This window comes from Amycolatopsis sp. NPDC031561, assembly GCF_055580625.1.
Map to the genome: position 1 here is coordinate 62,109 of NZ_JBVILA010000009.1, position 23,587 is coordinate 85,695.

Consider the following 23,587-nt stretch of genomic DNA (forward strand, 5'->3'; position numbering starts at 1 on the left):
CGACTACCTCCCGGCCCGAGCCGCAGGACGGCTCCGACGCGCTCGTGGTGTTCCCTGAGCTCCGGCGCCGCCGCCGTAGCCGTCGTACTGGTACTGCCGTCTCCTGCGGTGCTTCGGCAGCGGGCGGGTCGCCCGCACCCGGACGCGGGAGGCGCTGGCCGCGCCGCCCGTACCCGTGGTCCGTTCTCTAGGTGAGTTGAGCTCTTTCGCCGCCATCCCGGCCACCGCGCCCAGCGGGCGCTCGTGGCTGATCTTGGACGTGATCAATCTGGTGATCACGATTGTGGCGACGAAAGCCCAGGCGGTCGAGAAGAACCCGAAGCTCCAGCCCGCCCACCGTTCGGCGGTGAGCACGAGCAAAAAGACCGGGATACCGACGAGCCACGCGACGTAGCGGGCTCTCCAGGGAAAAGTCGCTTTCGGCGGGCCGAGCCACACGGCATCGACCCGGTAAACCTCGTCATCGGTGCGGATACGCAACGCGGGCCCTGCCTCAGCCCGTGAAGAGGCCGGCGATCCACTGGCCCACGTTGACTCCGGCACCGCTCACCGCGAGGCCGATGATCGCCAGCGCGATCACGACACCGGCGAGACGGCGCATGACACCGGCGTTGTCCCCCTTGCCGCCACCCAGCCACAGCAGCAGAAGTGCGACGGCCAGCAGCACCAGGGGAATGATGTTGTCGATCAGCCAGGTGCGGACGTTGCCGGTGCCGAGCTCGCCGGCGGCCAGCGTGTCGAGGGTGGTCAAGGTCATCATCGCATTACTCCCGGTGCGCGGAGAGGGGGTTCGCGCGGTTCTGGCTCGGTGGTGCTTCGAACATCATGGCGTCACGAGGCGTAGCGGTCAAAGCGCGCTCCGTAGATGTCGTTTTGTCTACTAATCACAGAGCGAGGCACAGCACCACGACCATCCACGGTCTCCATCATCGTTGCAAGGGTCGTCAGGATTAACCCCGGCCACCCGTATTTCGCAGTGCGCCGACGAAATCCCCCGGTTGCGAGGAAGATGCTCACTGTGAGTGCGGGCCGACCGACGAGAATCCGGCCGCGACCAGTGTGACATGACTCGTTCGGTGGCTTCTCGCGAGTCCGCTGGGTGAGCAAGCATTCGACAAAAATCATCGATGCCGATCAAGCGAAAGTCATACTTCCGTTACCCATAGCGAAAACTTAACAGGCATTTTCACTACATAGCGTGATTATCGGCCCGTCGAGAACACATTCGCGGGAAAAGCGCCGGCTTCGACGGCCTGACGGCTCAACGGCCCGCACAGCTCGTGAAGCCGCTGGGTCTTCTCTTCGCCGAGGTGCTCCCAAGGCCCTGTCGACGCCGCGTTGGTGGCGGCCTCGACCCGCTCGCGAAGATCGTTCCCGACCTCGGTCAGGCCGCCCTCGGCGTCGAGGATGCCCCGCTCGCGGAGCTTGGCGGCCGCGCCGTCCCACTGCTCGTCGCTCCAGCCGCGGGAGGCCTTGGCCGCGGCGGCCAGGAAGCCCTTGCCGGTGGCGGTGTGCGTGAGGAGGGCGTCGAGCCCGTCGAGACCGTTGAGGACGAGCGCGGCGATGTGGCCGTCGCCGCGGTGCTCACGCAGCAGGGTGATGGCGTGCCAGAGGGCGAGGTGCGGCTCGCTCGGCCAGTCGAGGTCGGCGTGCCCTGCGTAGAGCGGACGGCCGTCGACCTGGCAGCCCCCGGTCGCCTCGCGGGCGAGCTCGGCGGCCTCGGCGACCGCTTCGGAGCCGAGCGTGTCCTTGCCGAGCAGCCGGGTCAGCGTCGCGTCGACGGCTTCGAACCGGGCCTCGATGATTCGCTCGGGGGTGGCCAGCGTCCAAGCGCGCGGGATGTAGCGGGCGACCAGCTCGGGATTGAAGTTGTAAAAGGTCGCCGCGACCACGCCCGGGCTCACCGCGCCCATGGGTGCCGCGCGGCCCGCGAAGTAGGTCATGCGCCCCGGACGGAGCCCGGCGCCGGTGAGCGCGGCTTCCGTCTCGGGTGCGAAGTAGGTAAGGGAATGCAGTACATCGAACGTCCCGCGGAACCGTCCCGTGACCCGACTCGCTTCGCCCATGGGGGCACCCTACCGGCAAGTAGACAGGGGGCGCAGCGTCCGAAGGGGCCGAGGCGGGGAGCAAGGGACCTTTGCTATCGCTTCCGCAGGTGGGGGGCGGTGGGGGTGGGTCACCGTGGTCGTGAGTGGCGATTCGGGTTCTAACCCGAATCGCCACTCACGACCACCTGGCCCCACGCTCTCCGCCGCCGGAAGTCCGTGAAGGCCCCCTTCCCTACACTCAAGGTAGGTAAGGAGGCCTTCACGGGCTTCCTACCCTCCCGAATGTCATGAAAGGGGCTTTCAGGACGAAATTCGTCCTGAAAGCCCCTTTCATGACACACACACCGCACGCGCACGCGCGTGAAGAGAGAAGGAGCGGACGAGCCGGCGTGTAAGCCGGATCCTGTCCTCGCTTCGCCTTGCGGCTCCGCGAGTGGCGGCCATCCATCTAGGCCCGCCGTCGCCGGCGGGCTCGAGCGGCCTACCCGCAGACTCGGGCGGGCAGCCCTCGATCGCCTGCGCAGGAGCCTCGCGGCTCCCTCTTGGCCTTGCTCCGGGTGGGGTTTACCTAGCCGCCCTGGTCACCCAGGACGCTGGTGGTCTCTTACACCACCGTTTCACCCTTACCTCCGCGAACGGAGGCGGTCTGTTCTCTGTGGCACTGTCCCGCGGGTCGCCCCGGGTTGCCGTTAACAACCACCCTGCCCTGTGGAGTCCGGACTTTCCTCGAACCGGTCTCCCGGCTCGCGGCCGCCCTGCCGACTCGTCCGTCGGCGAATCCTACTGCACGGGCGCGGGCAGGCAGTTCAGGTTGCGCTGCCCGTCGGGTTCGACCACGAACCAGAGGTGGTCGGTGCCCTGTCCGGTCCATTCGCCGGGCCGGGCGTTGGCGAACTTGTAGAGCGGCCACCCGGCGAGCGTGACCTGTTCGGCGCCTTCGGGACGCTTGATGGTGTCGACGATCGCCGGATCGATGCCGGTCACCACCGGCGTGCCCGTGGTCGTGATGGGGATCCACACCTCGGCGCAGTCCCCGAGGCACGCCGAGCGGGCCTTGTGCGGGTTGTCGCGTTCGTACCGGAAGAGGACGGCGCCGGTCTGGTCGAGGACGGCCTGCCCCATCTTCGTCATGTAGACGGCGGTGAGCTGCGTGCCGGACGGAGGCTCCTCGGGGGTGCTGGGACGCGAGGTACCGGACGGCGGGACACGCGGGCTGGGGAGGGTCTCGGTGACCGGGGCCCTCGCCGTCAGCGCCACCTGGTCGTCGGGATCAGCCGCCTGCCACCACATCGCGGCGCCCACGACGAGCGCCGCGATGACGACGAGCATGGTCAACCGCGATCGGCGCATCAGGCGTCTCCGTTTCTCCCTGCGGGCTGACGGGGTTCTGTTCCGCGATCTCGTTGGTCCAGTGGAGGACGGCGGACGGGCTGTCGAGGCCGACGACACCGACGAGGCGGCCCTTGCGGACGAAGCCGGTGACGGGTTTCTCGCCGCCGACGGGCGAGGCGAGCGCGACGGTGTCGGTGCCGAGTTTCGGGATGCCGCCCGCCTGGATCCGCACGCCGTGCTGTTCCGACCAGAACCGCGGCACCGGCGCGAACGGCTGCGACGACTGCGGCCCGGCCAGGAGGCTCTCCGCGGCGGCCCGGCCCATCTCGACGGCGTTGAGCCAGTGTTCGACCCGTCTCGGCGCCTCGTCGAACCGCGGATTCGGCCACTGCGCGACATCGCCGGCGGCGACGATGTTGTTCATCCCGAGCACGTGACAGGTCGGCGCGCAGACGACGCCGTCGTCGAGCGGCAGTTTGGACCCTCGCAGCCACGAGATCGACGGCACGGTCCCGACCGCGATGACGACACAGGAGACGTCCAGGATCCAGCCGTCGGAAGACCGGAGCCGCAGGCCGTTCGCCGTGGTCTGCCAGTCCTCGATGGACGCCCCCAGCGCGAGCCGCACGCCGCGTGCCCGGTGCAGGGCCGAAAGCTTCTGCCCGATGTGCTTGCCGACGACCTCGCCGAGCAGGGTCGCCGACCGGCCGATGATGGTGACCTCCCGGCCGACCTCGCGCAGGCTCGCGGCGACCTCGCAGCCGATGAAACCGCTGCCCAGCACCGCGACCGGACCGTGGTCGGCGGCGAGGTTGTCGCGCAGTTCGGCGGCGTCGGCCAGCGTCCGGACGACGACCACGCGCGGATGTCCGTGCGGGACACCGGAAAGCCGCCGCGGTTCGACGCCGCTGGCGATGACGAGCCCGTCGTAGGGCAGCTCCTCCGCCCCGGGTAGGTGAACCACCTGGCGGCCCGGCTGCAGATGCATGGCCGGGGTGTTGAACCGCCATTCGGCGTCGATCTCGTCGAGCCGGGCGAGCATCATCTCCGCCGGATCCGTGGTGCCGGTCAGCAGTTGCTTCGACAGCGCCGGCCGGTGATACGGCAGGTCCGGCTCGTTGCCGACGATCACCAGTTCGCCGTCGAACCGCAGTTCCCGCAGCCGTTCCGCGCAGCGCAGCCCGGCCAGCCCGCCGCCGACCACGACGATCCGTTCGCTCATTGTCCCGCCCCTTGCAGTTGGATGGCTCGCATCGGACAAGCTCTGGCCGCCGCCTGGACCAGCGGCACCTGTTTGGCGCCGGGTTTTCGGAGATAGCGCAGCTGGCCGTCACCCTGTAACTGGAAGACCTGCGGCGCTTCGGCCTGACAAATGGCGTAGCTGTGGCATTTCTTGTCGTCGACGGAGATCCGGACCGACGCGACCCGGCCGGTCTCGCCGTCGAGCAGGCCGAGGCGGACCAGTGCCCGCGGCGGGAGCACCCGGAGCACGGTGAGCAGGACGGCCGGGGTGAGCACGGTGATCCCGCCGAGCCAGACCGTCGCGAGATTCCCGTTCGCGGACGCGCCGAGCCAGGAGTGGATCGCCAGCAGGCCGACCGAGAAGTAGCTGACCTGATGGAACCGCTGCCGGTTGCGGCCGATCACTCCACGGCTCAACGCGGCGGTGACCGAGACGGCGATGAACAGCTCCAGCCCGACCACGCCCGCCGCGTGCCGCGCGAACCCGCCGCCCGCGAACGGGATCAGCAGCATGACGAAGCTGAACGACTCATCGTCGAGAAAGAGATAGGACAGACCGTGGACAACGCCGGTGGCGAGGGTGAACACCGCGAGCACGACGTGGCCGCCGCGCAGCGCCTCGTGCCCGGCGACGCGCCTGATCCAGCCGGTGGCGCTCAGTACGCCCCATGCCAGCGTCAGGCACATCGTCACGTAGGCGAACCGGGCCGAAAGCGTGGCGATGTCCCGTACTCCGCTGTCGTGCGGCGACGGAGCCTGGATGACCGCGAGAAGCGAGGCCGTCATGCGCGCCTGCCCGGTGAGCCGAGCACCCGCACCAGACCGAAGGTCGCTCCGCCGGCGATACCGGCCATGAGGACACCGAGCGCGATGTCCCCGCCGTCGAGTTCGTTGCCGCCGGTGGGCACGACCATCAACGAGGTCGTTTCGGCGATGCCGGTGCTTTCGAGCAGGGTCATGTGCCGCATGACGGTGTCGACGGCCGTCTGGGCGAAGGACCGCATCGCGTCGTCACGGGTGGCAGCCCGGACTTGGGAAGCGAGACCGAAGATGCTGCCGTGCGCGGCGCGGGCGCGGTTGACGTACGCGCGGTCGAAGTCGGCACCGGCGGCGGCGGTGATTTCGTCCACCCAGGACCGTTGTTCCTCGGTGGGCTCGCCGGGAAGTTCGACGCGGACCTTGGAAGCGAGTTCGCGGACCTGCGCGTCGAGGCGGTCGTGGTCGTCGGCGAGTTTGCGGCCGACCTCCCGCACCCGCTGCCCGCTCCCGCGTTCTTCCGCCTGACGGCTGACCGGGCCTTCCCACAAGCCGACCTGGCGCACCCGCACGAGCAGTTCCCGATCATGGGAGTCGATTTCCGCGAAGGCGGCCGTTGGCGTTCCGGCCCATATCACCAAGCAGGCGATCGCCACTCCGAGCAGTCGATAGATCATTTCACCCGTCCCCGTCCACAAAGTACCTCACTGGGAGTACGGCGAACCGGAGCGACCGGTTCGATCTCTGTCCGGGTACCGGGTGTGACGTGCATCACACGACACATTTAGAACCGTTTATCGCCGCCATACGTACCGGGCAACTAATAGTAAATAGAGCACTACTGCACATGGCCCACGGCGATAGTCTGCGCTACGGTGTACGAACCTGTGAAATCCTCCACCGCTGGGGAGGTTGCAAACCTTATGGAAGCAGTGGGCAGAGGGTGTCAGTTCGGCCGCGATCGCCAGGTCGCCGACCTGTCCGACGATCCGTCTGACGAGCTGATTTCGTTGCTGTACAAGGATTTTCGGGAGACACTGTTCAATCAGGTCCTGTACCTGACCGGCCATGATCAACAATGGACCGAGGACGTCGTCCAAGAGACACTGATTCGCGCATGGCAGCATTCGGGAACCTTGAACCGGGAGCCGGGAATGCTACGCGGCTGGCTGCTCACGGTCGCGAAGCGGATCGTGATCGACGGCTGGCGAAACCGGCGTGCTCGCCCGCAGGAGGTGGAGCTGGACAGTTCCGAAAACGCCGAAATAGCGGACCGGACGGATCAGTCGCTGTCCGCGCTCGTCATTTCCGAAGCGCTACGATATCTGGACGTCAAATACCAGGCTGTCATCTACGAGACGTATCTGACCGGACATACGGTCCGGGAGGCGGCGGTGATATTGGGAATCCCGGAGGGAACGGTCAAATCACGGCTGTACGCGGCTATGAGGACATTGCGACGGTCGTTAGGAGAGCTGGGTTCGCGATGAGGATGCGAAAGGTGAAACACACCGATGTCGCGGCCTATGTGCTCGGTGTGCTCGATCAAGCCGAGGCATACGCCTTCGAAGAACACTTGAAGGGCTGCGGGCGCTGCGGGCGCCAGGTCGCGGAATTCACGTCGGTGGAAGACGCGCTGGCGAGGGCCGATCTGCGCTACCTGTCCCCCGGCGCCACGCGGCGCTGCGGGCGGCTGTCGACGATCAAGGCCAACCTCGTCGTGGTCTTCCTGGCGTGCGTCGTCGCGGCGCTGGTGTCGTCACGGTCTTCCCGCCGGTTCCGGCGGATGCCGTCGGATGCGGACATCTCGACCCCTGCTCCCCTCGACGACCAGCGATTACTCCCGTTACCGCTTACGTTCAAGTAGTCTGCCGCAAGCCGACACGAAGGTCTCTACGGTGCATACCGAAGTAAATCCCGAGAGTCCCTTCGGCGGGCCTTCGGTACCGAAGCGCCGCGCCGCCGGGCTGCTGGGTCGCGAAAGCGAACTCGACACGATCGCCGGGCTGTTCCGGGCCGCCCTCACCGGGCGCGCCACCAGCGCGGTGGTGGTCGGCGAGTTCGGCATGGGCAAGTCGTCGGTGCTCACCCGGAGCGGCGAACTGGCGAAGGCGGCCGGGTTCACCGTCGCGCTCGCCACCGCGTCCCGGCTGGAGACGCATCTGAGCGGCGGTGTCGGCCGTCAGCTGGTCGAAGGGCTCACCCACGCCCCCGCCGAACCGGGATCGCCGCGGCCGCGAGCACCCCACGCCACCGAATCCCTGCCGGACCGCCGTCCCCGGAACGAGCAGGAACAGACCGAAGCGCTCGACGCCTTCTTCCACACCGTCCGCCACGCCGCCGAACAGGGGCCGGTCTTCCTCGGCATCGACAACATCCATCTCGCCGACCCGTGGTCGATGCGCTGTCTCGCCTACATCCGGCACCGGGTGGAGAACCTGCCGGTGATGGTCGTGCTGACCTCGTTGATCGGGCATTTGCAGACCGGCGAGGTCGCCCTGCTGGAGATGTCCGGCTGCACCCCGGCGACGATCAGGCTGCGCGGGCTGGGAACGCGGCACGTCGCGGAGTTCCTCGGTGTCTCCCTCGGACGGTTCGCCGAAGAATGCCGTGAGGTGACCGGCGGCAACCCGTACCTGCTCGGCGCCCTGCGCCGGCGGCTCGTCCCCGGGATGGACCTGGACACCGCGGGGTCGGCGATGATCGGCGAGGTGCTGCGGGTCCGCATGCACGAGTACACCGCGGCGCCGAAGATGCTCGAAGCCGTCGCGATCCTGGGCGAGGACGCGAGCTTCGACCTGCTGGCGCAACTCGCCGGGGTCGACGAGATCACCGCGCTGGAGGCCATCGACACGATGGTGCGCGTGCACCTGCTGACCAACAGCCATCAGCCCTCGCTGACCTACCGGTTCGTCCGCAATTCGGTGCTCGCCGACATGCCGCTCACCACCAGGGCGGTCACCCAGTCGCGAGCGGCACGGCTCCTGCACGAGGCGGGCGCCGCGCCGGAGCGGGTCGGCGCACACCTCTTGGAGGCGACCGCGATCAGGATCCCCTGGGCGGTGAACGTGCTGCGACTGGCCGCCCGGCACTCGGTGGTCAAGGGCGATCCGGAACTCTCCGTCCGGTTCCTGGTGCGAGCACTGGAAGAACGGCTCAGCGAACGCAAACGGATGGCGATCCTGCTCCAGCTCGCGCACGCGGAGTTCCACTGCGACCCGGATTCGGCGCCCGCGAGGGTGCGCGAGGCCGTCGATCACATCGACGACCGCGAAACCGCGGCCTTCGTCGCGACGGCCATGATCCTTTCGCTGTGCTGTGGCCCGGACGCGCGCTTGGCGATCAATTCCGCCGGCCAGTTCGCCGCCAGGCTCGACGCGGGCGGGCCCGACGCCGTCTGGCCGCTGCTGTGCATGACGTATCTCGCAGAAGCGGGCAGCAGGCTCGGCCCGCCACCGGACTTCCGCGATTTCGAGCAGCAGTGGGCACCGCTGAACGACCCCGCCGCGCAGCAGAGCCGCTCGGGCCTGCTCGCGCTCGACACCGTCCGGAGCGGAAGCTCTTCGGCGAACGCGGTCCGCCATTTCGGGGAGGCGTTGTCGGGCGAGCAGCCGGAACTGTTCGAGCAGCCGTACTTCTTCACCCTCGCGACGGCCGTGCTCGCCGACGAGTCCGCGCTCACCGACAAGCTCTGCCAGGTGCTCGACACCAAACGCCTGCCATGGGATTTCCACGTGCCGAAGGGCGCGCTCGCCACTCTCGTCCGCGGGATCGCCCTGCAGGCGGGCGGTGACCTGGTGCGGGCGAGTGTCCACTACGAATCCCTGGTGCGGCAGTTCGACGAACGCGGCGCCACCAGCCAGTGCCCGATCGCGGTGCTGTGCGTGGCGAGGCTGATCGAGACCTCGGTCGACCTCGGCCGGTTCGACGTCGCGAACACGCTGCTGGACAAAATAGATTTCGCGGCCACCCAAGCACTTTTCACGCACAACTACCTGCTTTACGCCCGCGGCAGGCTCCGGGCGGCCACCGGCGAGCCGGAACTCGGCTACGAAGACCTGCGAGGCTGCGGACGCCGTCTGGAGCATCACGGCATGCGCTTCCCCGGGTTCGCTCCCTGGCGGGCGCATGCCGCTCGCACCGCGCTGGCGCTCGGGCGCACCGACGCGGCGGCCCGGCTCGCCGAAGAGGATCTCGAAGCCGCGGAACGCTGGGGAGCGCCGAGAATCCTCGGCGGAGCGCTGACCACGGCGGGCCTCGCCCGCGACGACAACGAGGAGGCCGAACGCCTGCTCACCAAGGCCGTCGACGTCCTCGGCGGATCGACAGCGAAACTGGCGCTGGCCGAGGCGCTGACCGAACTCGGCACGGTGCAGGCCCGGCACGGACAGGGCGAGAAGGCGATCGCCACGCTGCGGGAGGCCGCGCAGTCGAGCAGGCACTGCGGGGCGCGGCCGCTCGCGAGGCGGGCCGCCGAGGCGCTGCGGGACGCGCGGGCGAGCCTGGCGACGGCGAAGGACAACGAACACGGCCTCACCAAGCAGGAGTACCGCGTCGCGGTGATGGCGTCGCAAGGTCTCACCAACCGGGAGATCGCCGAAGCGCTGCACCTGACCCGCCGCACCGTCGAACTGCATTTGTCCGGGGCCTACCGCAAACTCGGCATCACCGGGCGGACCGAATTGAGCACCGCGCTCGGCCGTTCCCAGCGCGTGGACGGTGATTGACGGTTTCCGGGGGCGGCGGTTCACTCCGCCACATGCCGGGAATCGAATCCGAACCACTCAAATTCGCCTATTGGGTCCCCAATGTGAGCGGCGGGCTGGTCACCAGCGACATCGAGCAGCGCACCGACTGGGGATACGAGTACAACCGGGATCTCGCCGTCCTCGCGGAGAACAGCGGGTTCGAGTACGCGCTGAGCCAGGTCCGCTACACGGCCAGCTACGGTGCCGCCTACCAGCACGAATCGACCGGCTTCAGCCTCGCGCTGCTGCTCGCGACGCAACGGCTGAAGGTGATCGCGGCGATCCATCCCGGGCTGTGGCATCCCGGGGTGCTCGCGAAGTTCATCGCCAGCGCGGACGTGATCTCCGGCGGGCGCGCGGCGGTCAACGTGGTCAGTGGCTGGTTCAAGGACGAATTCACCAATCTGGGTGAAGCCTGGCTCGAACACGATGAACGGTACCGGCGATCGGAAGAGTTCATTCGCGTACTGAAGGAACTCTGGACGAGCGACCACGCCGAATTCAACGGCGATTTCTACCGGATTCACGATTTCGACATCAAGCCCAAACCGGTGGGACGGCCGCATCCGGAGATCTTCCAGGGCGGCAACTCCACCGCGGCGCGGAAGCTCGCGGGCCGGGTCTCCGACTGGTACTTCAGCAACGGCAAGGACTTCGACGGCTTCAGCGAACAGGTCTCGGAGGTTCGTGGTTACGCGGCCGAGAACGACCACGCCGTCCGCTTCGGGCTCAACGGCTTCCTGATCGCGCGGGAAACCGAGAGCGAGGCGAAGGCCGTGCTGCGAGAGATCGTCGAGAAGGCGAATACCGACGCCGTCGAGGGGTTCCGCAACGCCGTCAAGCAGGCGGGAGGCTCCACATCGGACAAGAAGGGGATGTGGGCCGACTCGGAGTTCAAGGATCTGGTGCAGTACAACGACGGCTTCCGCACCGGACTGATCGGCACGCCGGAGCAGATCGCGGACCGGGCCATCGAGTACAAGAAGCGCGGGGCGAACCTGCTGCTGCTCGGCTTCCTGCACTACCTGGAGGACGTCGAGCACTTCGGGAAGCACGTGCTGCCGGTGATCCGGGCCAAGGAGGCGGACCTCGAGCGAGGCGCCGCCACCCCGGAACCCCTGGTCACCTCCGCCCCCTGACGCAATTCGTCCTCTAGTTGCGGTCCTTGCACGTGCAACTACCGCAACTAGAGGACGAAACGCGGGCGGGGTCGCTCACGAGGGCGACGCGGGTCTCCAGGCTGCGATCGGTGCGGCGGGTCGTGAAGGCATCCTTGCCTACCTTGAGCGTAGGGAAGGATGCCTTCACGGACGGCCACCAACGCAAGTAGTCCTCTAGTTGCGGTAGTTGCGGCGCGCAAGGACCGCAACTAGAGGACGAAACGCGGGCGGGGTCGGGGGTCAGGGCAGGTAGACGGTCTGGCCCGGGTGCATGGTGGGGCCGCAGTCCTTGAGCGGGCCGCCGAAGCGCGCCTTCTCGACGTCCGGCAGGGTCTTCGCGGCGTAGTCCTGGGCGGCCTTCAGCTTCTCGGGGCTGGAGACGGCGTCCTTGCGCACGAAGTCACCATTGCGCAGCCCGCCGCCCGGGTACACGAAGATCGGCTCGTAGTCGCGGTCGATCCGCGGGTCGACGGTGATGCCGTTGCCCGCGGCCCACGGGCCCCACGAGTGGATGAAGGTCGGCTTGACCTTGTCGAACACGTAGTCGCGCAGCCCCGGCATGTCGCCGTTCTTGACGAAGTCCGCGACGTCCGCCTCGACCAGCCCGGCCATGTCCACCAGGTGCAGGCGACTGGTCATCGACGAGCCGCCGAGGTCGGGCAGCAGCAACGACGCCTGCTGGAGGCCGAGGATGTCGGCGATGGTGTTGAAACCGCGGCCGAACCGGTCGGCGATGAGGCACGCGGGCACCGTCGGGACCTCTTGGAACTTCTCCGACGACGACGCGAAGCCCATCCCGGACGGGATCGCGGCCGCGACCAGCACGAGCACCACGACGGTCCGCAGAACCGCCCGCGAACGGCGCAGCAGTTCGCCCGCGGCCAGCGTTCCCGCCAGCGCGGCGAGGATCCAGATCGGGGTGGCGAAGCGGTGCTGGCCCATCCAGTCCGGGACCATCACGCCGTAGGCGATGATGCCCAGCGCCAGCGGCGTCATGAGCGCGACCAGCGCGCGCCGCCATTCCGCGCGGACCAGCGCGTAACCGATGGTCAGCGCGAGCAGGATCGTCCCGGCGACACCGGCGTAGCCGACCAGCTCGAACGGCTGCTTGAACGCCGAAAGCCCGGGGAGGCCCTGTCCCTTCGCGATGGACGGGTTCGCCAGCAGCCTGCCGAATTCCGCGATCCGCCAGGCGAGGTACGCGCCGAACGGGATCGCGAACGCGACCACGGAGACCACGATGAGCTTGACGCTCTGCCCCAGCAGCGGCTTCCGCAGCTGGAACAGGACGACGAGCGGGTACGCGCCGCCGTAGATCAGGCCTTCGGGGCGGGTCAGCGCGGCGAACGCGACCAGCACGCCGGACCAGATGGCGACCTTCGCGGTGAGCACGGTGTCCTTGCGGACGGCCACGAACAGCAGCACTGCCAGCCAGGCGACGGCCATCCCGAACAGGGAGTTCTCCAGACCGGAGACCGTCCAGATGACGAACGACGGGATCGCGGCCAGCGTCAGCCCGACGACCAGCGTCGCCAGCCAGGCGAAGCGCTTGAAGATCTGCTTCGCCGCGACGTGGCAGGCCGCCAGTGTCCCGGCGGTGAACAGGAGCCCCAGCAGCTTCGGGAAGAGGACGTAGTCGGGGAGGCCGAACAGCGTGCCGCTGTCGAAGATGCCGACGAGCTTGCCGAGCGCCAGCAGCACCAGCCAGGTCGAGTTCGACCAGCCCTCGACCGACGGCTGCCCCGGCTGCAGCACCGGGCCGATCCCGTCGGCGAAGCTGCGCGCGTAGGAGAAGGTGATGGCCGCGTCGTCGACGATCCAGTGGCCGTAGAGGGTCGCGTGCCAGGCCAGCGCGGCGACGCCGGCGAGCACCGCCAGGTAGGGCGCGATCCGGGCGGCCGGGCCACGACGGGCCGGCGTCTCCGCCGGGTCGGGCACATCTTTTTCGGAAGCTTCGCTGAGTGCGCTCGCCGTCATGTCCCCGTCTTTGCCTTCTCGCTCACGTACCCCGTCGCCGAAACTGTAGCCAATACCCCATCGGTCGCCCGCGACACGTCATATCCAGGCGTGATCCGCGCCACATTCATCGGGTCAGGACAGATGCGAGATGTCGTTCACCAACCGGACCGAGGCGTTGCCGTCCGGATAGAACTCGACGATCGACAGCGAGGCCAGGTCCAGGTGCAGGCGGAACAGCAGCGACGGCCCGGCGTCCAGGCCCATCCGCAGCAGCGACTTGATCGGCGTGACATGGCTGACCAGCACGAGCGTCCGCCCGCCGTACTGCGCGATCAGTTCGTCGCGCGCCTTGCGGACCCGCCGGTGGACGCCGTCGAAGCTCTCGCCGCCCGGCGCCGCGATGGAGGTGTCCGAGAGCCAGTCGGTCTGGAATTCCGGGTCGCGGTCCATGGCCTCTTTGAAGGTGAGGCCTTCCCAGTCGCCGAAGTCGGTCTCGATCAGCCCCGGGTGGGTCTCGACCCGGCCGCCGAGCGCGTCCGCGATCGCCTGCGCTGTCTGCTGGGTGCGGATCAGCGGTGAGGCGATGATCGGGGCGACCTCGCCGTCGACGACCAGGCCCTCCATCGAGCCGAGGCGTTTCGCGGCGGCGGCCGCCTGCTGCTTGCCGTGGTCGGTGAGCGGCACGTCGCCGCGACCGGAATAGCGCTTGTCGACCGACATCGCCGTCTGGCCGTGCCGCACGAGGAGCAGTTTGGTCGGCGTGCCGGTGGCGCCGGTCCAGCCGACCGGGCTGATCCTGTCCTGCTTCACGGTCTTCGGCGCTTCTGGCTTCTTCTCGGTCCCGGCGTCCATCGCCTCGTTCGCGAGCCCGTCCGCGTGGGAGTTCTCCGCGCGCGGGATCCACTCGTAACGCACGCGGGAAAAGCGCGCCGCCAGCTCCTTGGCTTCGGCGTTCAGCGGCTGCATCGACGGGTGCTTGACCTTCCAGCGCCCGGACATCTGTTCCACCACGAGCTTCGAGTCCATCCGGACGTCCACTGTGGACGCTCCGAGCTCGGCGGCCGCGGCGAGCCCGGCGATCAGGCCGGAGTACTCGGCGACGTTGTTGGTCGCGATGCCGACGTAGGCCTTGCGCTCGGCGAGCACCTCACCGGTGACCGCGTCCTTGACGACCGCGCCGTAGCCGGCGGGCCCGGGGTTGCCCCGCGACCCGCCGTCGGCCTCGATCAGCACGTGGTCGGTCACAGGCCGGACTCCAGCGTGCGCACCAGGATGGCGCCGCAGTTCTCGCACTGGATGACGTTGTCCTCGGGAGCGGCCTTGATCTCGGCGATCTCGCGGCGGTCGATGTCGAGCTGGCAGGCGCCGCAACGGCGGGCCCGCAGCAGCGCCGCGCCGATGCCCTTGTGCGCCCGGACGCGCTCGTAGAGCTTCAGGAGGTCTTCCGGGAAACGGGGCAGGAGCTTGGCGCGGTCTTCGTCGCGGCGTGCCTTCGTGGTGTCGAAGTCGGTGAAGTTCTCGTCGCGGCGGCGGACGGCCTCGGCGACCTCGTTCTCGGCCTTCGCGACCTCGGCGCTGGTGCGCTGGGCGTCGAGGTCGAGCGCCTCGCGGCGTTCCATCAATTCGAGCAGGTCGTCCTCGAGCGCGGACTGACGCCGGTTGAGGCTGTTCAGCTCGTGCTCGATGTCGGTCATCTGCTTCGCCGCGACGGAACCGGATTCGAGGAGCTTGCGGTCGCGGTCGCCGCGGGCGCGCACCGACTCGATCTCCTTCTCCTGGCGGGCGATCTCGCGGTCGAGGTCGGACGCCGCGGTCTGGACCGAGACCAGTGCGTCACGCCGATCGCGGACCATCTTCTCGCCCGCGTCGATCTCGGCGATCTCCGGCAGGGTGCGGCGGCGGTGGGCGGTACGCGAAAGTTCGGCGTCCACCTTCGCGAGTTCGAGCAGCTGGCGCTGGACGGCGGGGTCGGCCTTCACGGTGCTCCTTGTGATTCTTAGTGCTCGGTTCGGGTGGCCCGTAGCGTCCACGGGTCGGTGCACCGCGTGGAGACGTGAACGTCGACGTTACCCGCAAACGCGGCGCGGACGACGGCCGAGGCTTGCTCGCACCACGGCCATTCGCTCGCCCAGTGTGTGACGCCGACCAGGGCGGGGACTTCGGCGATCTCGGCGAGGTGTTCGCCGGCGGGATGATGCCGGAGATCGGCGGTGACGTACGCGTCGACCCCGGCGGCGGTGGCCCGCTTGAGATAGCTGTCGCCGGAACCGCCGGAAACGGCGACGCGGCGGATCGGGCGGGCCGGGTCGCCCGCGCCGTAGACGCCGGGTTCCGTGCGGGGCAAGGCGTTCGCGACGCGTTCGACGAAAACGGAGAACGGTTCGGGCGCGGGCAATTCGCCGATGCGGCCGATGCCGGTGACGCCGTCCTCGCGGGGGTCGAGCGGGCCGAGGACGGTCAGGCCGATGGCGTCGGCGAGCGCGTCGGAGACTCCGGGCGACGCGGAATCGGCGTTGGTGTGCGCGCAGTAGAGGGCGACGCCCGCGCGGATCAGGCGGTGCACGAGACGGCCCTTGGTGCTGTCGGCCGGGACGCCGTGGACGCCACGCAGCAACAGCGGATGGTGCGCGACGATCAGCTGCGCGCCGTCTGCGATCGCCTCGTCGACGGTCTCGTCGACCGGGTCGACGCAGAACAGGACCTTGTCCACGTTCTCGGCCGGGTCGCCGCAGACGAGTCCGACGGCGTCCCACGATTCGGCGAGTTCGGGCGGGTACGCCTGCTCCAGGGCGGCGGTGACTTCGGCTAGCGCGGGCACCCGGGGATTTTCGCATGTAGCGTTTCCGGGCATGCGACTTCGGGTGCTCTGCGCGCTGCTCGTGGCCGGACTGCTGACGGTGCCCGCGCCGGCTTCGGCGTCCTCGGGTTTCTGGACGCTGACCGATCTGGCCGCTCAGCGCGTGCAGATCGCCGACAAGGTCGCGGCCGCGAAGTTCGGTACGCCGTCGCCGATCGACGACCCGGTGCGCGAACAGCAGATCCTCGACTCGGTGGCGGCGAAGGCGCCCGGTCTCGGTCTCGACGCGGCCGGCGTGGTGCGGTTCTTCCGCGACCAGATCGAGGCGAACAAGGTCGTGCAGCACGGCCTGTACGCGCGATGGACCGAGCACCCCGGCTCGCGGCCGCCCGGACGACCCGATCTGGCGACCGAGGTCCGGCCGGTGATCGACCGGCTCAACGCGGGCCTGCTCTCCGAACTCGCCGCGACCCGATCCGCGCGGGCGCGGCCGTCGTGCGACGCGCGGCTGGCGGTCACGGTGCGGCTGGTCGACGCGCGGCGAGACCTGGACCGGCTGCACGCGGGCGCGCTCGGGGAAGCCGTCCGGTCGGCCTGCACTCGGCCCTGACCGCGGAGCGGGAGCAAGGGACCTTTGCTCTCACCTGGGTCGCTGACCTGCGAAAAGAGAGCAAGGGACCTTTGCTATCGCGCCCGGGTCAGTCCAGCGCCTTCGCGTCCTTGTTGATCGCCCAGCGGCCGGCCGCGCGCATGACTCGGCCCGTCCACAGCATCGCCCGGTAGGCCTTCGTCGAGTGATCGGGGACGTCGGCGTGGTCGACCTGGTACGGCGCGACGGACGCGCTCGACCGGAGGTGCAACGGCATCCTGGTCATCGCCTCTTTCGGCGATCTCGCCTGGACGAAGTGGTGCTCCGACAGGATCCGCCCGACCTCGTAGGGGTGCGGATGCTTGACGGTGATGCGATACCAGCGGAGCCCGGTTGCCGGGGACTCGACGATGGGTGTTGGTGCGCTCATACGCGACCTTCCTGCGTGTTTCTCTCCAGGAGGTCTACTCCCGCTTCGTCCCGGCTTGCCAGCTTCGCGCGCCCGGTAGCCGTTCAGAGCCGGTGAACGGTCGATCTCCGGCGGCCTTCACACTGATCGGGTGCTGCACATCGTCTTCGTCTGTTCCGGCAACATCTGCCGCTCGCCGATGGCCGAGCTCGTCTTCCGCGCGAAGGTCGAGGAGGCCGGTCTCGACCACCTCGTCCAGGTGTCCAGCGCGGGCACCGGCGGCTGGCACGTCGGCGAGGCCGCCGACAAGCGTGCCCGCGCGAAGCTTGCCGAACACGGTTACCCGACCGGACACGTCGCGGCCGAGGTCGACCGCGGGCATCTGGCCGCCGACCTGCTGCTCGCGGCGGACGACAGTCATCTGTCCTTCCTCCGGCGCAAGGTGTCGGACCCGTCCAAGGTCCGGCTACTTCGTGAGTTCGATCCCTCCGCGCCCGAAGGCGCCGAGGTGCCCGACCCGTACTACGGCGAGGACGACGGTTTCGAGGACGTCCTCGGCATGATCGAGCGGTCCGTTCCCGGCCTGCTCGGCTGGGTGCGCGCACACGCCTGAGGCGGACCGCTTACCGTGGTGGGGTGCGGTTGAAGTTCCTGCTGAAGCCCGGGTGGCTGGCATTGACGTTGGTGGTGTTCACCTTCGCCGTGTGCTGCTTCACCCTGCTGGCGCCGTGGCAGTTCTCCCGCGACAGCGAGCGCGAACACCAGAACGCGGCGCTGCGGGAGTCGTTCGCCGGTCAGCCGCGGTCGCTGGACCAGCTGCTTCCCGGCGGAGCCGCCCCTGACCAGCGCACCGAGTGGCATCTGGTCGCGATGAAGGGCACGTACCTGCCCGAGGGCGAGGTCGTGGCCCGTCTGCGCTCTGTACAGGGCGAAGCGGCCTACGAGGTGCTGACGCCGTTCCGGACTGTCGAAGGCACGGTCGTGCTGGTGGACCGCGGGTATGTCCGGCTCGACGACAAGTCGCGGGCCCTCCCCTTCGCCGCGCCTCCCACGGGGACGGTCGACATCGTCACGCGGGCGCGTCACGACGAGAAGGACGGGAAGAACCGCGACGCCTTCGCCGACGAGTCGACAGGCGGCCAGCTGCAGAGCTACGTCGTCGATTCCCAGGTCGTCGCGCGGGCCGCGAAGCTGGACATCCGGCCCGGCTACTTCCAGCTCGACGTCGAGCAGCCCGGCGTGCTGGGCGCGCTGCCGCTGCCGCAGACCGACGCGGGACCGTTCTTCTCCTACGCGCTCCAGTGGATCGCGTTCGGGGCCATGGCGTTGATGGGCTGGCTGTACTTCACCGTCCGCGAGCTGAAGCCGGGCGGCGCACTGACGACGGAGCGCCCGCAGCGGCGCAAGAGCGTCGCGGAGATGCTGGCCGAGGACGAACGCTCCGAAGTGGCTACCTGATCCGACGAGAAACTGGACCCTTTATGGGTCCATATCCGCGTGCTCATACTCGATCATGCTGATTCACCCGTGGGACGCCGCCCACGACGACGACGAATGGCGGGCCTGGCTCTCCGCACACGACTTCGGCCAGCTGATCGCCGGTGGCGCGGGCCGTGACCTGCCGGTCGTCAACCCGGTGCACTCCGTCTACGACGGCGACCGGACGGTCCTGCTGCACCTCGCGCGCCCCAACCCGGTCTGGCCGCTGCTGGAGGAACATCCGCGGGCGCTGCTCGCGGTGACCGACGACCACACCTACATCCGATCCGCCTGGAACACTTCCGCCGACCCGCTTTTTGCAGTTCAGAGCACCGGGCGATAGCAAAGGTCCCTTGCTCCCCACCCCACCCACCTGAAGTCCGTGAAGGCCTCCTTGAGGGACCCAGAGTCCCTCAAGGAGGCCTTCACGGACTAGCGAGCCAGACTAGCGAGCCAGCCAGGTCAGCGCCGTCGCCGCAGCCCGACCAGGACGGCCAGCACCACCGAGCTGATCGCGCCCAGCCAGCCGACCACCCGCGAAAGCTCAACGGCCCGCGTCACGTGACCGGCGTCCGGGTTCCGGCCGATGCCGAGCACCGGCAGTTCCTCGACCCCGTGCGGGTACACCGTCCGCCCGCCGACCCGGATCTCCAGCGCCCCGGCGAACGCGGCCTCGACGCGGCCCGCGTTCGGGCTCGGGTGCGCGGTCGTGTCCCGCCGCCACGCCCGCCAAGCACCGCCCGCCGAACCACCGACGACCGGTGCGGCGAGCACGGTCAGCCCGGCCGCGACCCGCGTCGGCACGAGATGGACGATTTCGTCCAGCCGCGCGACGAACCAGCGGTACCGCTCCGAGCGTCCCCGGCCGAGGCCGCGCAGCAGGCTGATCGCGCGCGAGCCGAGCAGGCCGGGCGCGCCCGCCAGGGCTCCCCACACCAGCGGCGCGATGACGACGTCCGCGGTGTTCTCGGCGAGCGTCTCCACCGAAGCGCGCGAGAGGCCGATGACGCCGAGGTCGTCGGCGACGCGGGGGTCCAGTGTGGACAGTGTGCCGCGCGCGGTCTCGAGGTCGCCTTCTTCGAGATCCCGCGCCAGCGAAGTACCGTGCGCGGCCAGACCGGCGGCACCGAGCACGGCCCAGGTGGTCACCGCGGTCGTGGCCGCCTGCAGGACGGGACTGCGCCGTCCGGCGCGTTCGGCGAGGACGCCCGCCAGCACGGCGGAACCCGCGAGACCGCCGGTCCACAACAGACCGGCAGCCGGATGCTTCGAACGGACCTTCGCGTCCACCGCCGAAGCCGCCCTGGCGAACGCCGTCACCGGAGGCCGTGACCGGGGATCCCCGATCGCGCCGTCCGCGGCCACCCCCAACACCAAGCCGATCGCGCGCGCCGCGCTCACCGTCGCCCCCCGCATGCAGTTCCCTCGAAGACCTGCAGAGGTTACTCGAACATCATCCGTCCAGAAGGGCGGCCATCTCGTCACGCGCCTGGATGACGATGTCCCGCATCGCGCGTTCGGCCCGGTCAGGGTCACCGGCGTCGACCGCGGCCGCGACCTCGACGTGCAGCGCGACGGCCTCGGGCTGCGGTTCCTCGGGCATCAGCCCGTGCCCCGTGCGCCCGGCGAGCACTTCGGCGACGACGGCGGAAAGCTGCGCGAACATCGGATTCCGCGACGCGGTCAGCAGCAGCTCATGAAAAGCGACGTCGTGCCCGAGAAAGGTCGCGAGATCACGCTGGTGCGCCGTCTCTTCCAATCGCTTCGCCAAAGCCCGGAGACGGCCGCCTTCTTCCGGCGTCGCGCGCAGCGCCGCGAACCGTGCCGCACACGGTTCGACGCCGGAGCGCAACTCGGTCAGCGTGCGCAGCGCGGTCTTCCGCTCGGATCCGTCGAGTTGCCAGCGGAGCAGTCTCGGGTCGTAATGGTTCCAGTCACGCGGCTCGCGCACGGTCATCCCGACCCGGCGTTTGCTGCTGGTCAGGCACATCGTTTCGAGAACGCGCACCACCTCGCGCGCCACCGTGCGCGACGCGCCGAACCGCTCTTGGAGCTCCTCCGAGCGCAGCACGGAACCCGGTGGCAGCTGCCCGTTCGCGATCGCGGAGCCGAGCGCGTCGAGCATTTCGGCATGCCTGTCATTGCCCACCAGGCGACCTTAACGTTCTGATTCGATTAAGTAGTACTTGATGTTGCTTAAGTAGTACTTTTGAGCTGTACTCGTCCCGGCTACAACGACGTGGGAGGTACGGATGACCGTCATCGTGGTGATGGGTGTTTCCGGCTCGGGCAAGACGACGGTGGGCACCGAACTGGCCGCCCGGCTCGGCGTCGACTACGCCGAAGCGGACACGTTCCATCCTCAGGCGAACATCGACAAGATGAGCTCCGGCCACCCGCTGAACGACGAGGACCGGCAGCCGTGGCTCGAGGCCATCGCCGGCTGGATCCGGGACCACCAGGACTCGGGCGGCGTCGTCACCTCCTCCGCGCTCAAGTACCGCTACCGCGACGTCCTGCGCGGCGGCGGCGACGTCTGGTTCCTGCACCTGCACGGCGATCGCGCCCTGCTCGCCGACCGGATGAAGACGCGCTCCGGCCACTTCATGCCGGTGTCCCTTTTGGACTCCCAGCTCGCCGACCTCGAACCGTTGCAGCCGGACGAGTTCGGGTTCGTCGCCGACATCGCGAAGAAGCCGGAAGAGATCGTCGACACCACTCTCGCCGCCTTCAAGGACCGCTGATGACCACCACTCTCGCCGCCTCCTGGACCGGGCACGACACACGCCTCATCGGCGCGACGGTGCTCGCCATCGCCGTGATCGTCGTCCTGATCACCAAGGCGAAGCAGCATCCGTTCCTGGCCCTCATCCTCGGTTCCGGCGTGCTCGGGCTCGTCGGGGGCATGCCGGTGGACAAGCTGATCAAGAGCTTCAGTTCCGGCGTCGGCTCCACCGTCGCGTCGGTCGGCGTGCTGATCGCGCTCGGCGCGATGCTCGGCAAACTGCTCGCTGACTCCGGCGGCGCGGACCAGATCGTCGACACCATCCTGCGCCGCGCGGGCAATCGCACGCTGCCGTGGGCGATGGCGCTGGTCGCCGCGCTGATCGGGCTGCCGATGTTCTTCGAGATCGGCCTGGTCATGCTGATCCCGGTGATCCTGCTGGTCGCCAAGCGCACCGGGAAACCGTTGCTGCTGCTGGGCATCCCGGCGCTCGCGGGGCTTTCGGTGCTGCACGGCCTCGTCCCGCCGCATCCCGGACCGCTCGCCGCCGCGGGCGCGCTGAACGCGAACATCGGCCTCACCCTGGCCTTCGGCCTGCTCGTCGCGATCCCGACGGTGATCATCGCCGGACCGCTGTTCGGCAGGCTGGCCGCGAAGATGGTCCCGGACGCCGTCGCGCCGGAACGGCTCGTCCCGGAGTCGTCGAACGACGAAGGACGGCGCCCCGGCTTCCTCGCGACGCTGTCCACCGTGCTGCTGCCGGTCGTGCTGATGATGGGCAAGGCGCTCGCGGACATCCTGCTGGACAAGGAGAACCACGTCCGCCGCGTGCTCGACTTCATCGGCGACCCGCTGGTGGCGCTGCTCGCCGCGGTCCTGGTCGGCATGCTCACGCTGGGCAAATCCGCGGGCTTCACGCGCGACAAGCTGTCGTCCACGGTGGCCGATTCGCTCCCGCCGATCGCCGGCATCCTGCTCATCGTCGGCGCGGGCGGCGGGTTCAAGCAGACCCTGGTCGACGCCGGGGTCGGCAACGTCATCACCGGCCTGGCGACCGGCGCGAACCTGTCGCCGCTGCTGCTCGGCTGGCTGGTCGCCGTCGCGATCCGGCTCGCCACCGGCTCCGCGACGGTCGCGACCGTGTCCGCCGCAGGCATCGTGGCGCCGCTCGCGGCGACCATGGACCCGTCGCACAGTGCGCTGCTGGTGCTGGCGATCGGTGCTGGTTCATTGTTCTTCTCCCACGTCAACGACGCCGGGTTCTGGCTGGTCAAGGAGTACTTCGGGCTTTCGGTCGGGCAGACCTTGAAGAGCTGGTCGATCATGGAGACGCTCATCTCCGTGACCGCGATCGCGCTGATCCTGCCGCTGGGCGCCCTCCTGTAGCGAAGTCACCGGTTGACACGTGACCTTTTGGTCACCTATTCTTCCCTCATGCCCGACGACGACCTGGTTTTCAAGGCCCTGGCGGATCCGACTCGCCGGTTCCTGCTCGACCAGCTGTTCGCGCGTGACGGCAGCACGCTGACCGAACTCGAGTCCGAAGTGGACATGAGCCGGTTCGGCGTGATGAAGCATTTGAAACTGCTGGAAGAAGCCGGACTTGTCGTCACGCGCAAGGAGGGCCGCGAGAAGCGGCATTTCCTCAACCCGGTCCCGATCCGGCAGATCCACGACCGGTGGATCGACAAGTTCACGGAGCGCACCGTGACCGCGTTGCTCGACCTCAAAGCCGAACTCGAAACCCCAGAATCCGAGGAGCCCTCATGACCGACACCCAGGTTTACCGCGTCTACATCAAGGCGACCCCGGAGAAGATCTGGGACGCCATCACGAAGCCCGAGTGGTCGCAGAAGTACGGGTACACCGGCCTGGTCGACTACGACCTGCGGCCGGGTGGCAAGCACGCCACCCACCCCACGCAGGACTACGTCGACGCCGGGTTCAAGAACGACCTCGTCGACGGTGAGGTCCTGGAAGTCGACCCACCGCGCAAGCTGGTCATCACCTGGAAGCTGCGGATGGACCCGGCCTTCGACAAGGAGCCGCACACCAAGCTCACCTACGAGATCGAAGAGACGAAGACCGCGGGCACCCGGCTGACCGTCACCCACGACGTCACCGGCGCGCCGACGACGGCCGCGCTGATCAACGGCTCGCAGGAGGACGTCAACGCCGGACCGGGCGAGAACGCCGGTGGTGGCTGGGCCTGGATCCTGTCCGACCTCAAGTCGCTGCTGGAGACCGACGAGCCGCTGGTCCCGGCCGCCTCCTGAGCTGACGCCCCGGAAGTGTCATGAAAGGGGCTTTCAGGACGAAATTTGTCCTGAAAGCCCCTTTCAT

General features: G+C 68.7%; 25 protein-coding genes, 1 other RNA gene and 1 pseudogene. 12 read left to right on the forward strand and 15 right to left on the reverse strand.

Annotation, left to right across the window (positions count from 1 at the left end):
* Window positions 1-3 precede the first annotated feature (3 nt).
* From ACZ5IK_RS20035 to ACZ5IK_RS20070, 8 genes are all read right to left on the reverse strand, one after another.
* Entirely contained in the window at window positions 4-480 is a 477-nt protein-coding gene (locus ACZ5IK_RS20035) for a hypothetical protein (RefSeq protein WP_101612583.1), read from the reverse strand.
* A gap of 13 nt (window positions 481-493) precedes the next feature.
* Window positions 494-760 carry a hypothetical protein gene (locus ACZ5IK_RS20040; RefSeq protein ID WP_005166545.1) on the reverse strand — a complete coding sequence of 89 codons (267 nt, stop codon included), beginning with the start codon at window positions 758-760 and terminating at the stop codon, window positions 494-496.
* Window positions 761-1,202: 442 nt separating this feature from the next.
* On the reverse strand, window positions 1,203-2,066 hold the full coding sequence (locus ACZ5IK_RS20045) for an SCO6745 family protein (RefSeq protein ID WP_465489023.1): 864 nt from the start codon (window positions 2,064-2,066) through the stop codon (window positions 1,203-1,205).
* Between the two features lie 358 nt (window positions 2,067-2,424).
* Window positions 2,425-2,814: RNase P RNA component class A (rnpB, locus tag ACZ5IK_RS20050), an RNA gene on the reverse strand.
* A 14-nt stretch (window positions 2,815-2,828) separates the two neighbouring features.
* On the reverse strand, window positions 2,829-3,398 hold the full coding sequence (locus ACZ5IK_RS20055) for a COG4315 family predicted lipoprotein (protein ID WP_465489024.1): 570 nt from the start codon (window positions 3,396-3,398) through the stop codon (window positions 2,829-2,831).
* Complete coding sequence (locus ACZ5IK_RS20060; protein WP_465489025.1) at window positions 3,319-4,602, reverse strand: NAD(P)/FAD-dependent oxidoreductase; 1,284 nt, start codon at window positions 4,600-4,602, stop codon at window positions 3,319-3,321. The genes ACZ5IK_RS20055 and ACZ5IK_RS20060 overlap by 80 nt, the downstream gene beginning before the upstream one ends.
* Window positions 4,599-5,408: a ferredoxin gene (locus ACZ5IK_RS20065; protein ID WP_465489026.1), complete on the reverse strand. Its 810-nt coding sequence runs from the start codon at window positions 5,406-5,408 to the stop codon at window positions 4,599-4,601. Before ACZ5IK_RS20065 ends, ACZ5IK_RS20060 begins: the two co-directional genes overlap by 4 nt.
* The gene (locus tag ACZ5IK_RS20070; RefSeq protein ID WP_465489027.1) at window positions 5,405-6,055 is read right to left on the reverse strand and encodes a DUF4142 domain-containing protein; all 651 of its coding nucleotides are present in this window, start codon (window positions 6,053-6,055) and stop codon (window positions 5,405-5,407) included. The genes ACZ5IK_RS20065 and ACZ5IK_RS20070 overlap by 4 nt, the downstream gene beginning before the upstream one ends.
* A 246-nt stretch (window positions 6,056-6,301) precedes the next feature.
* Here ACZ5IK_RS20070 and ACZ5IK_RS20075 point away from each other — a divergent pair, with 246 nt between their 5' ends.
* Genes ACZ5IK_RS20075 through sfnG form a run of 4 tightly spaced genes read left to right on the forward strand, consistent with a single transcriptional unit; the run spans window position 6,302 to window position 11,265 of the window.
* Window positions 6,302-6,868, forward strand: a complete 567-nt coding sequence (locus tag ACZ5IK_RS20075; protein WP_465489188.1) for a sigma-70 family RNA polymerase sigma factor — start codon at window positions 6,302-6,304, stop codon at window positions 6,866-6,868.
* 2 nt (window positions 6,869-6,870) lie between these two features.
* Complete coding sequence (locus tag ACZ5IK_RS20080; protein ID WP_465489189.1) at window positions 6,871-7,245, forward strand: zf-HC2 domain-containing protein; 375 nt, start codon at window positions 6,871-6,873, stop codon at window positions 7,243-7,245.
* Window positions 7,246-7,276: 31 nt separating this feature from the next.
* On the forward strand, window positions 7,277-10,105 hold the full coding sequence (locus tag ACZ5IK_RS20085) for an AAA family ATPase (protein WP_465489028.1): 2,829 nt from the start codon (window positions 7,277-7,279) through the stop codon (window positions 10,103-10,105).
* Window positions 10,106-10,137: 32 nt separating this feature from the next.
* The gene (sfnG, locus tag ACZ5IK_RS20090) at window positions 10,138-11,265 is read left to right on the forward strand and encodes a dimethylsulfone monooxygenase SfnG (protein ID WP_465489029.1); all 1,128 of its coding nucleotides are present in this window, start codon (window positions 10,138-10,140) and stop codon (window positions 11,263-11,265) included.
* A 261-nt stretch (window positions 11,266-11,526) separates the two neighbouring features.
* Here sfnG and ACZ5IK_RS20095 read toward each other — a convergent pair whose 3' ends face one another.
* The 4 genes from ACZ5IK_RS20095 to ACZ5IK_RS20110 form a co-directional block, all read right to left on the reverse strand.
* The gene (locus ACZ5IK_RS20095) at window positions 11,527-13,263 is read right to left on the reverse strand and encodes a hypothetical protein (protein ID WP_465489030.1); all 1,737 of its coding nucleotides are present in this window, start codon (window positions 13,261-13,263) and stop codon (window positions 11,527-11,529) included.
* Window positions 13,264-13,377: 114 nt separating this feature from the next.
* Window positions 13,378-14,490 (reverse strand): bifunctional RNase H/acid phosphatase, encoded by a 1,113-nt coding sequence (locus tag ACZ5IK_RS20100; RefSeq protein ID WP_465489031.1) that lies wholly within the window; start codon window positions 14,488-14,490, stop codon window positions 13,378-13,380.
* Window positions 14,487-15,224, reverse strand: coding sequence for a zinc ribbon domain-containing protein (locus ACZ5IK_RS20105; RefSeq protein WP_465489032.1), 738 nt, complete (start codon window positions 15,222-15,224; stop codon window positions 14,487-14,489). Before ACZ5IK_RS20105 ends, ACZ5IK_RS20100 begins: the two co-directional genes overlap by 4 nt.
* 17 nt (window positions 15,225-15,241) lie before the next feature.
* Window positions 15,242-16,063, reverse strand: a complete 822-nt coding sequence (locus ACZ5IK_RS20110; RefSeq protein WP_465489033.1) for a Nif3-like dinuclear metal center hexameric protein — start codon at window positions 16,061-16,063, stop codon at window positions 15,242-15,244.
* Window positions 16,064-16,094: 31 nt separating this feature from the next.
* On the opposite strand from ACZ5IK_RS20110, the gene ACZ5IK_RS20115 reads away from it, so the two are divergent.
* Entirely contained in the window at window positions 16,095-16,652 is a 558-nt protein-coding gene (locus ACZ5IK_RS20115) for a chorismate mutase (protein WP_465489034.1), read from the forward strand.
* A gap of 88 nt (window positions 16,653-16,740) precedes the next feature.
* Here ACZ5IK_RS20115 and ACZ5IK_RS20120 read toward each other — a convergent pair whose 3' ends face one another.
* Window positions 16,741-17,061, reverse strand: a complete 321-nt coding sequence (locus ACZ5IK_RS20120; protein WP_465489035.1) for a hypothetical protein — start codon at window positions 17,059-17,061, stop codon at window positions 16,741-16,743.
* A gap of 130 nt (window positions 17,062-17,191) precedes the next feature.
* Here ACZ5IK_RS20120 and ACZ5IK_RS20125 point away from each other — a divergent pair, with 130 nt between their 5' ends.
* From ACZ5IK_RS20125 to ACZ5IK_RS20135, 3 genes and pseudogenes are all read left to right on the forward strand, one after another.
* On the forward strand, window positions 17,192-17,653 hold the full coding sequence (locus ACZ5IK_RS20125; RefSeq protein ID WP_465489036.1) for a low molecular weight protein-tyrosine-phosphatase: 462 nt from the start codon (window positions 17,192-17,194) through the stop codon (window positions 17,651-17,653).
* 23 nt (window positions 17,654-17,676) lie between these two features.
* On the forward strand, window positions 17,677-18,498 hold the full coding sequence (locus ACZ5IK_RS20130; RefSeq protein ID WP_465489037.1) for an SURF1 family cytochrome oxidase biogenesis protein: 822 nt from the start codon (window positions 17,677-17,679) through the stop codon (window positions 18,496-18,498).
* 55 nt (window positions 18,499-18,553) lie between these two features.
* Window positions 18,554-18,853, forward strand: a pseudogene (locus tag ACZ5IK_RS20135) (FMN-binding negative transcriptional regulator); the annotation flags it as partial.
* Between the two features lie 128 nt (window positions 18,854-18,981).
* On the opposite strand, the gene ACZ5IK_RS20140 reads toward ACZ5IK_RS20135, so the two are convergent.
* Both ACZ5IK_RS20140 and ACZ5IK_RS20145 read right to left on the reverse strand, forming a co-directional pair.
* Entirely contained in the window at window positions 18,982-19,920 is a 939-nt protein-coding gene (locus ACZ5IK_RS20140) for a cobalamin biosynthesis protein CobD/CbiB (RefSeq protein ID WP_465489038.1), read from the reverse strand.
* 52 nt (window positions 19,921-19,972) lie between these two features.
* The gene (locus tag ACZ5IK_RS20145) at window positions 19,973-20,644 is read right to left on the reverse strand and encodes a FadR/GntR family transcriptional regulator (protein ID WP_465489190.1); all 672 of its coding nucleotides are present in this window, start codon (window positions 20,642-20,644) and stop codon (window positions 19,973-19,975) included.
* A 127-nt stretch (window positions 20,645-20,771) separates the two neighbouring features.
* Here ACZ5IK_RS20145 and ACZ5IK_RS20150 point away from each other — a divergent pair, with 127 nt between their 5' ends.
* The 4 genes from ACZ5IK_RS20150 to ACZ5IK_RS20165 are packed head-to-tail and all read left to right on the forward strand — an operon-like array spanning window position 20,772 to window position 23,520.
* Complete coding sequence (locus tag ACZ5IK_RS20150; RefSeq protein ID WP_465489039.1) at window positions 20,772-21,263, forward strand: gluconokinase; 492 nt, start codon at window positions 20,772-20,774, stop codon at window positions 21,261-21,263.
* Entirely contained in the window at window positions 21,263-22,630 is a 1,368-nt protein-coding gene (locus ACZ5IK_RS20155; RefSeq protein WP_101612564.1) for a GntT/GntP/DsdX family permease, read from the forward strand. Before ACZ5IK_RS20150 ends, ACZ5IK_RS20155 begins: the two co-directional genes overlap by 1 nt.
* 48 nt (window positions 22,631-22,678) lie before the next feature.
* On the forward strand, window positions 22,679-23,014 hold the full coding sequence (locus ACZ5IK_RS20160) for an ArsR/SmtB family transcription factor (RefSeq protein WP_410663155.1): 336 nt from the start codon (window positions 22,679-22,681) through the stop codon (window positions 23,012-23,014).
* The gene (locus ACZ5IK_RS20165; protein WP_465489040.1) at window positions 23,011-23,520 is read left to right on the forward strand and encodes an SRPBCC family protein; all 510 of its coding nucleotides are present in this window, start codon (window positions 23,011-23,013) and stop codon (window positions 23,518-23,520) included. The genes ACZ5IK_RS20160 and ACZ5IK_RS20165 overlap by 4 nt, the downstream gene beginning before the upstream one ends.
* Window positions 23,521-23,587: the final 67 nt, after the last annotated feature.

Excerpts from the sequence above, each read along its gene's own strand:
- ACZ5IK_RS20060 (WP_465489025.1), bottom strand. The coding sequence starts at position 4,602 with ATGAGCGAACGGATCGTCGTGGTCGGCGGCGGGCTGGCCGGGCTGCGC.
- ACZ5IK_RS20145 (WP_465489190.1), bottom strand. The coding sequence starts at position 20,644 with ATGCTCGACGCGCTCGGCTCCGCGATCGCGAACGGGCAGCTGCCACCG.
- ACZ5IK_RS20070 (WP_465489027.1), bottom strand. The coding sequence starts at position 6,055 with ATGATCTATCGACTGCTCGGAGTGGCGATCGCCTGCTTGGTGATATGG.
- ACZ5IK_RS20165 (WP_465489040.1), top strand. The coding sequence starts at position 23,011 with ATGACCGACACCCAGGTTTACCGCGTCTACATCAAGGCGACCCCGGAG.
- ACZ5IK_RS20155 (WP_101612564.1), top strand. The coding sequence starts at position 21,263 with ATGACCACCACTCTCGCCGCCTCCTGGACCGGGCACGACACACGCCTC.
- ACZ5IK_RS20150 (WP_465489039.1), top strand. The coding sequence starts at position 20,772 with ATGACCGTCATCGTGGTGATGGGTGTTTCCGGCTCGGGCAAGACGACG.
- ACZ5IK_RS20040 (WP_005166545.1), bottom strand. The coding sequence starts at position 760 with ATGATGACCTTGACCACCCTCGACACGCTGGCCGCCGGCGAGCTCGGC.
- ACZ5IK_RS20075 (WP_465489188.1), top strand. The coding sequence starts at position 6,302 with ATGGAAGCAGTGGGCAGAGGGTGTCAGTTCGGCCGCGATCGCCAGGTC.
- ACZ5IK_RS20120 (WP_465489035.1), bottom strand. The coding sequence starts at position 17,061 with ATGAGCGCACCAACACCCATCGTCGAGTCCCCGGCAACCGGGCTCCGC.
- ACZ5IK_RS20080 (WP_465489189.1), top strand. The coding sequence starts at position 6,871 with ATGCGAAAGGTGAAACACACCGATGTCGCGGCCTATGTGCTCGGTGTG.
- ACZ5IK_RS20115 (WP_465489034.1), top strand. The coding sequence starts at position 16,095 with ATGCGACTTCGGGTGCTCTGCGCGCTGCTCGTGGCCGGACTGCTGACG.
- ACZ5IK_RS20055 (WP_465489024.1), bottom strand. The coding sequence starts at position 3,398 with ATGCGCCGATCGCGGTTGACCATGCTCGTCGTCATCGCGGCGCTCGTC.
- ACZ5IK_RS20045 (WP_465489023.1), bottom strand. The coding sequence starts at position 2,066 with ATGGGCGAAGCGAGTCGGGTCACGGGACGGTTCCGCGGGACGTTCGAT.
- ACZ5IK_RS20160 (WP_410663155.1), top strand. The coding sequence starts at position 22,679 with ATGCCCGACGACGACCTGGTTTTCAAGGCCCTGGCGGATCCGACTCGC.
- sfnG (WP_465489029.1), top strand. The coding sequence starts at position 10,138 with ATGCCGGGAATCGAATCCGAACCACTCAAATTCGCCTATTGGGTCCCC.
- ACZ5IK_RS20095 (WP_465489030.1), bottom strand. The coding sequence starts at position 13,263 with ATGACGGCGAGCGCACTCAGCGAAGCTTCCGAAAAAGATGTGCCCGAC.
- ACZ5IK_RS20065 (WP_465489026.1), bottom strand. The coding sequence starts at position 5,408 with ATGACGGCCTCGCTTCTCGCGGTCATCCAGGCTCCGTCGCCGCACGAC.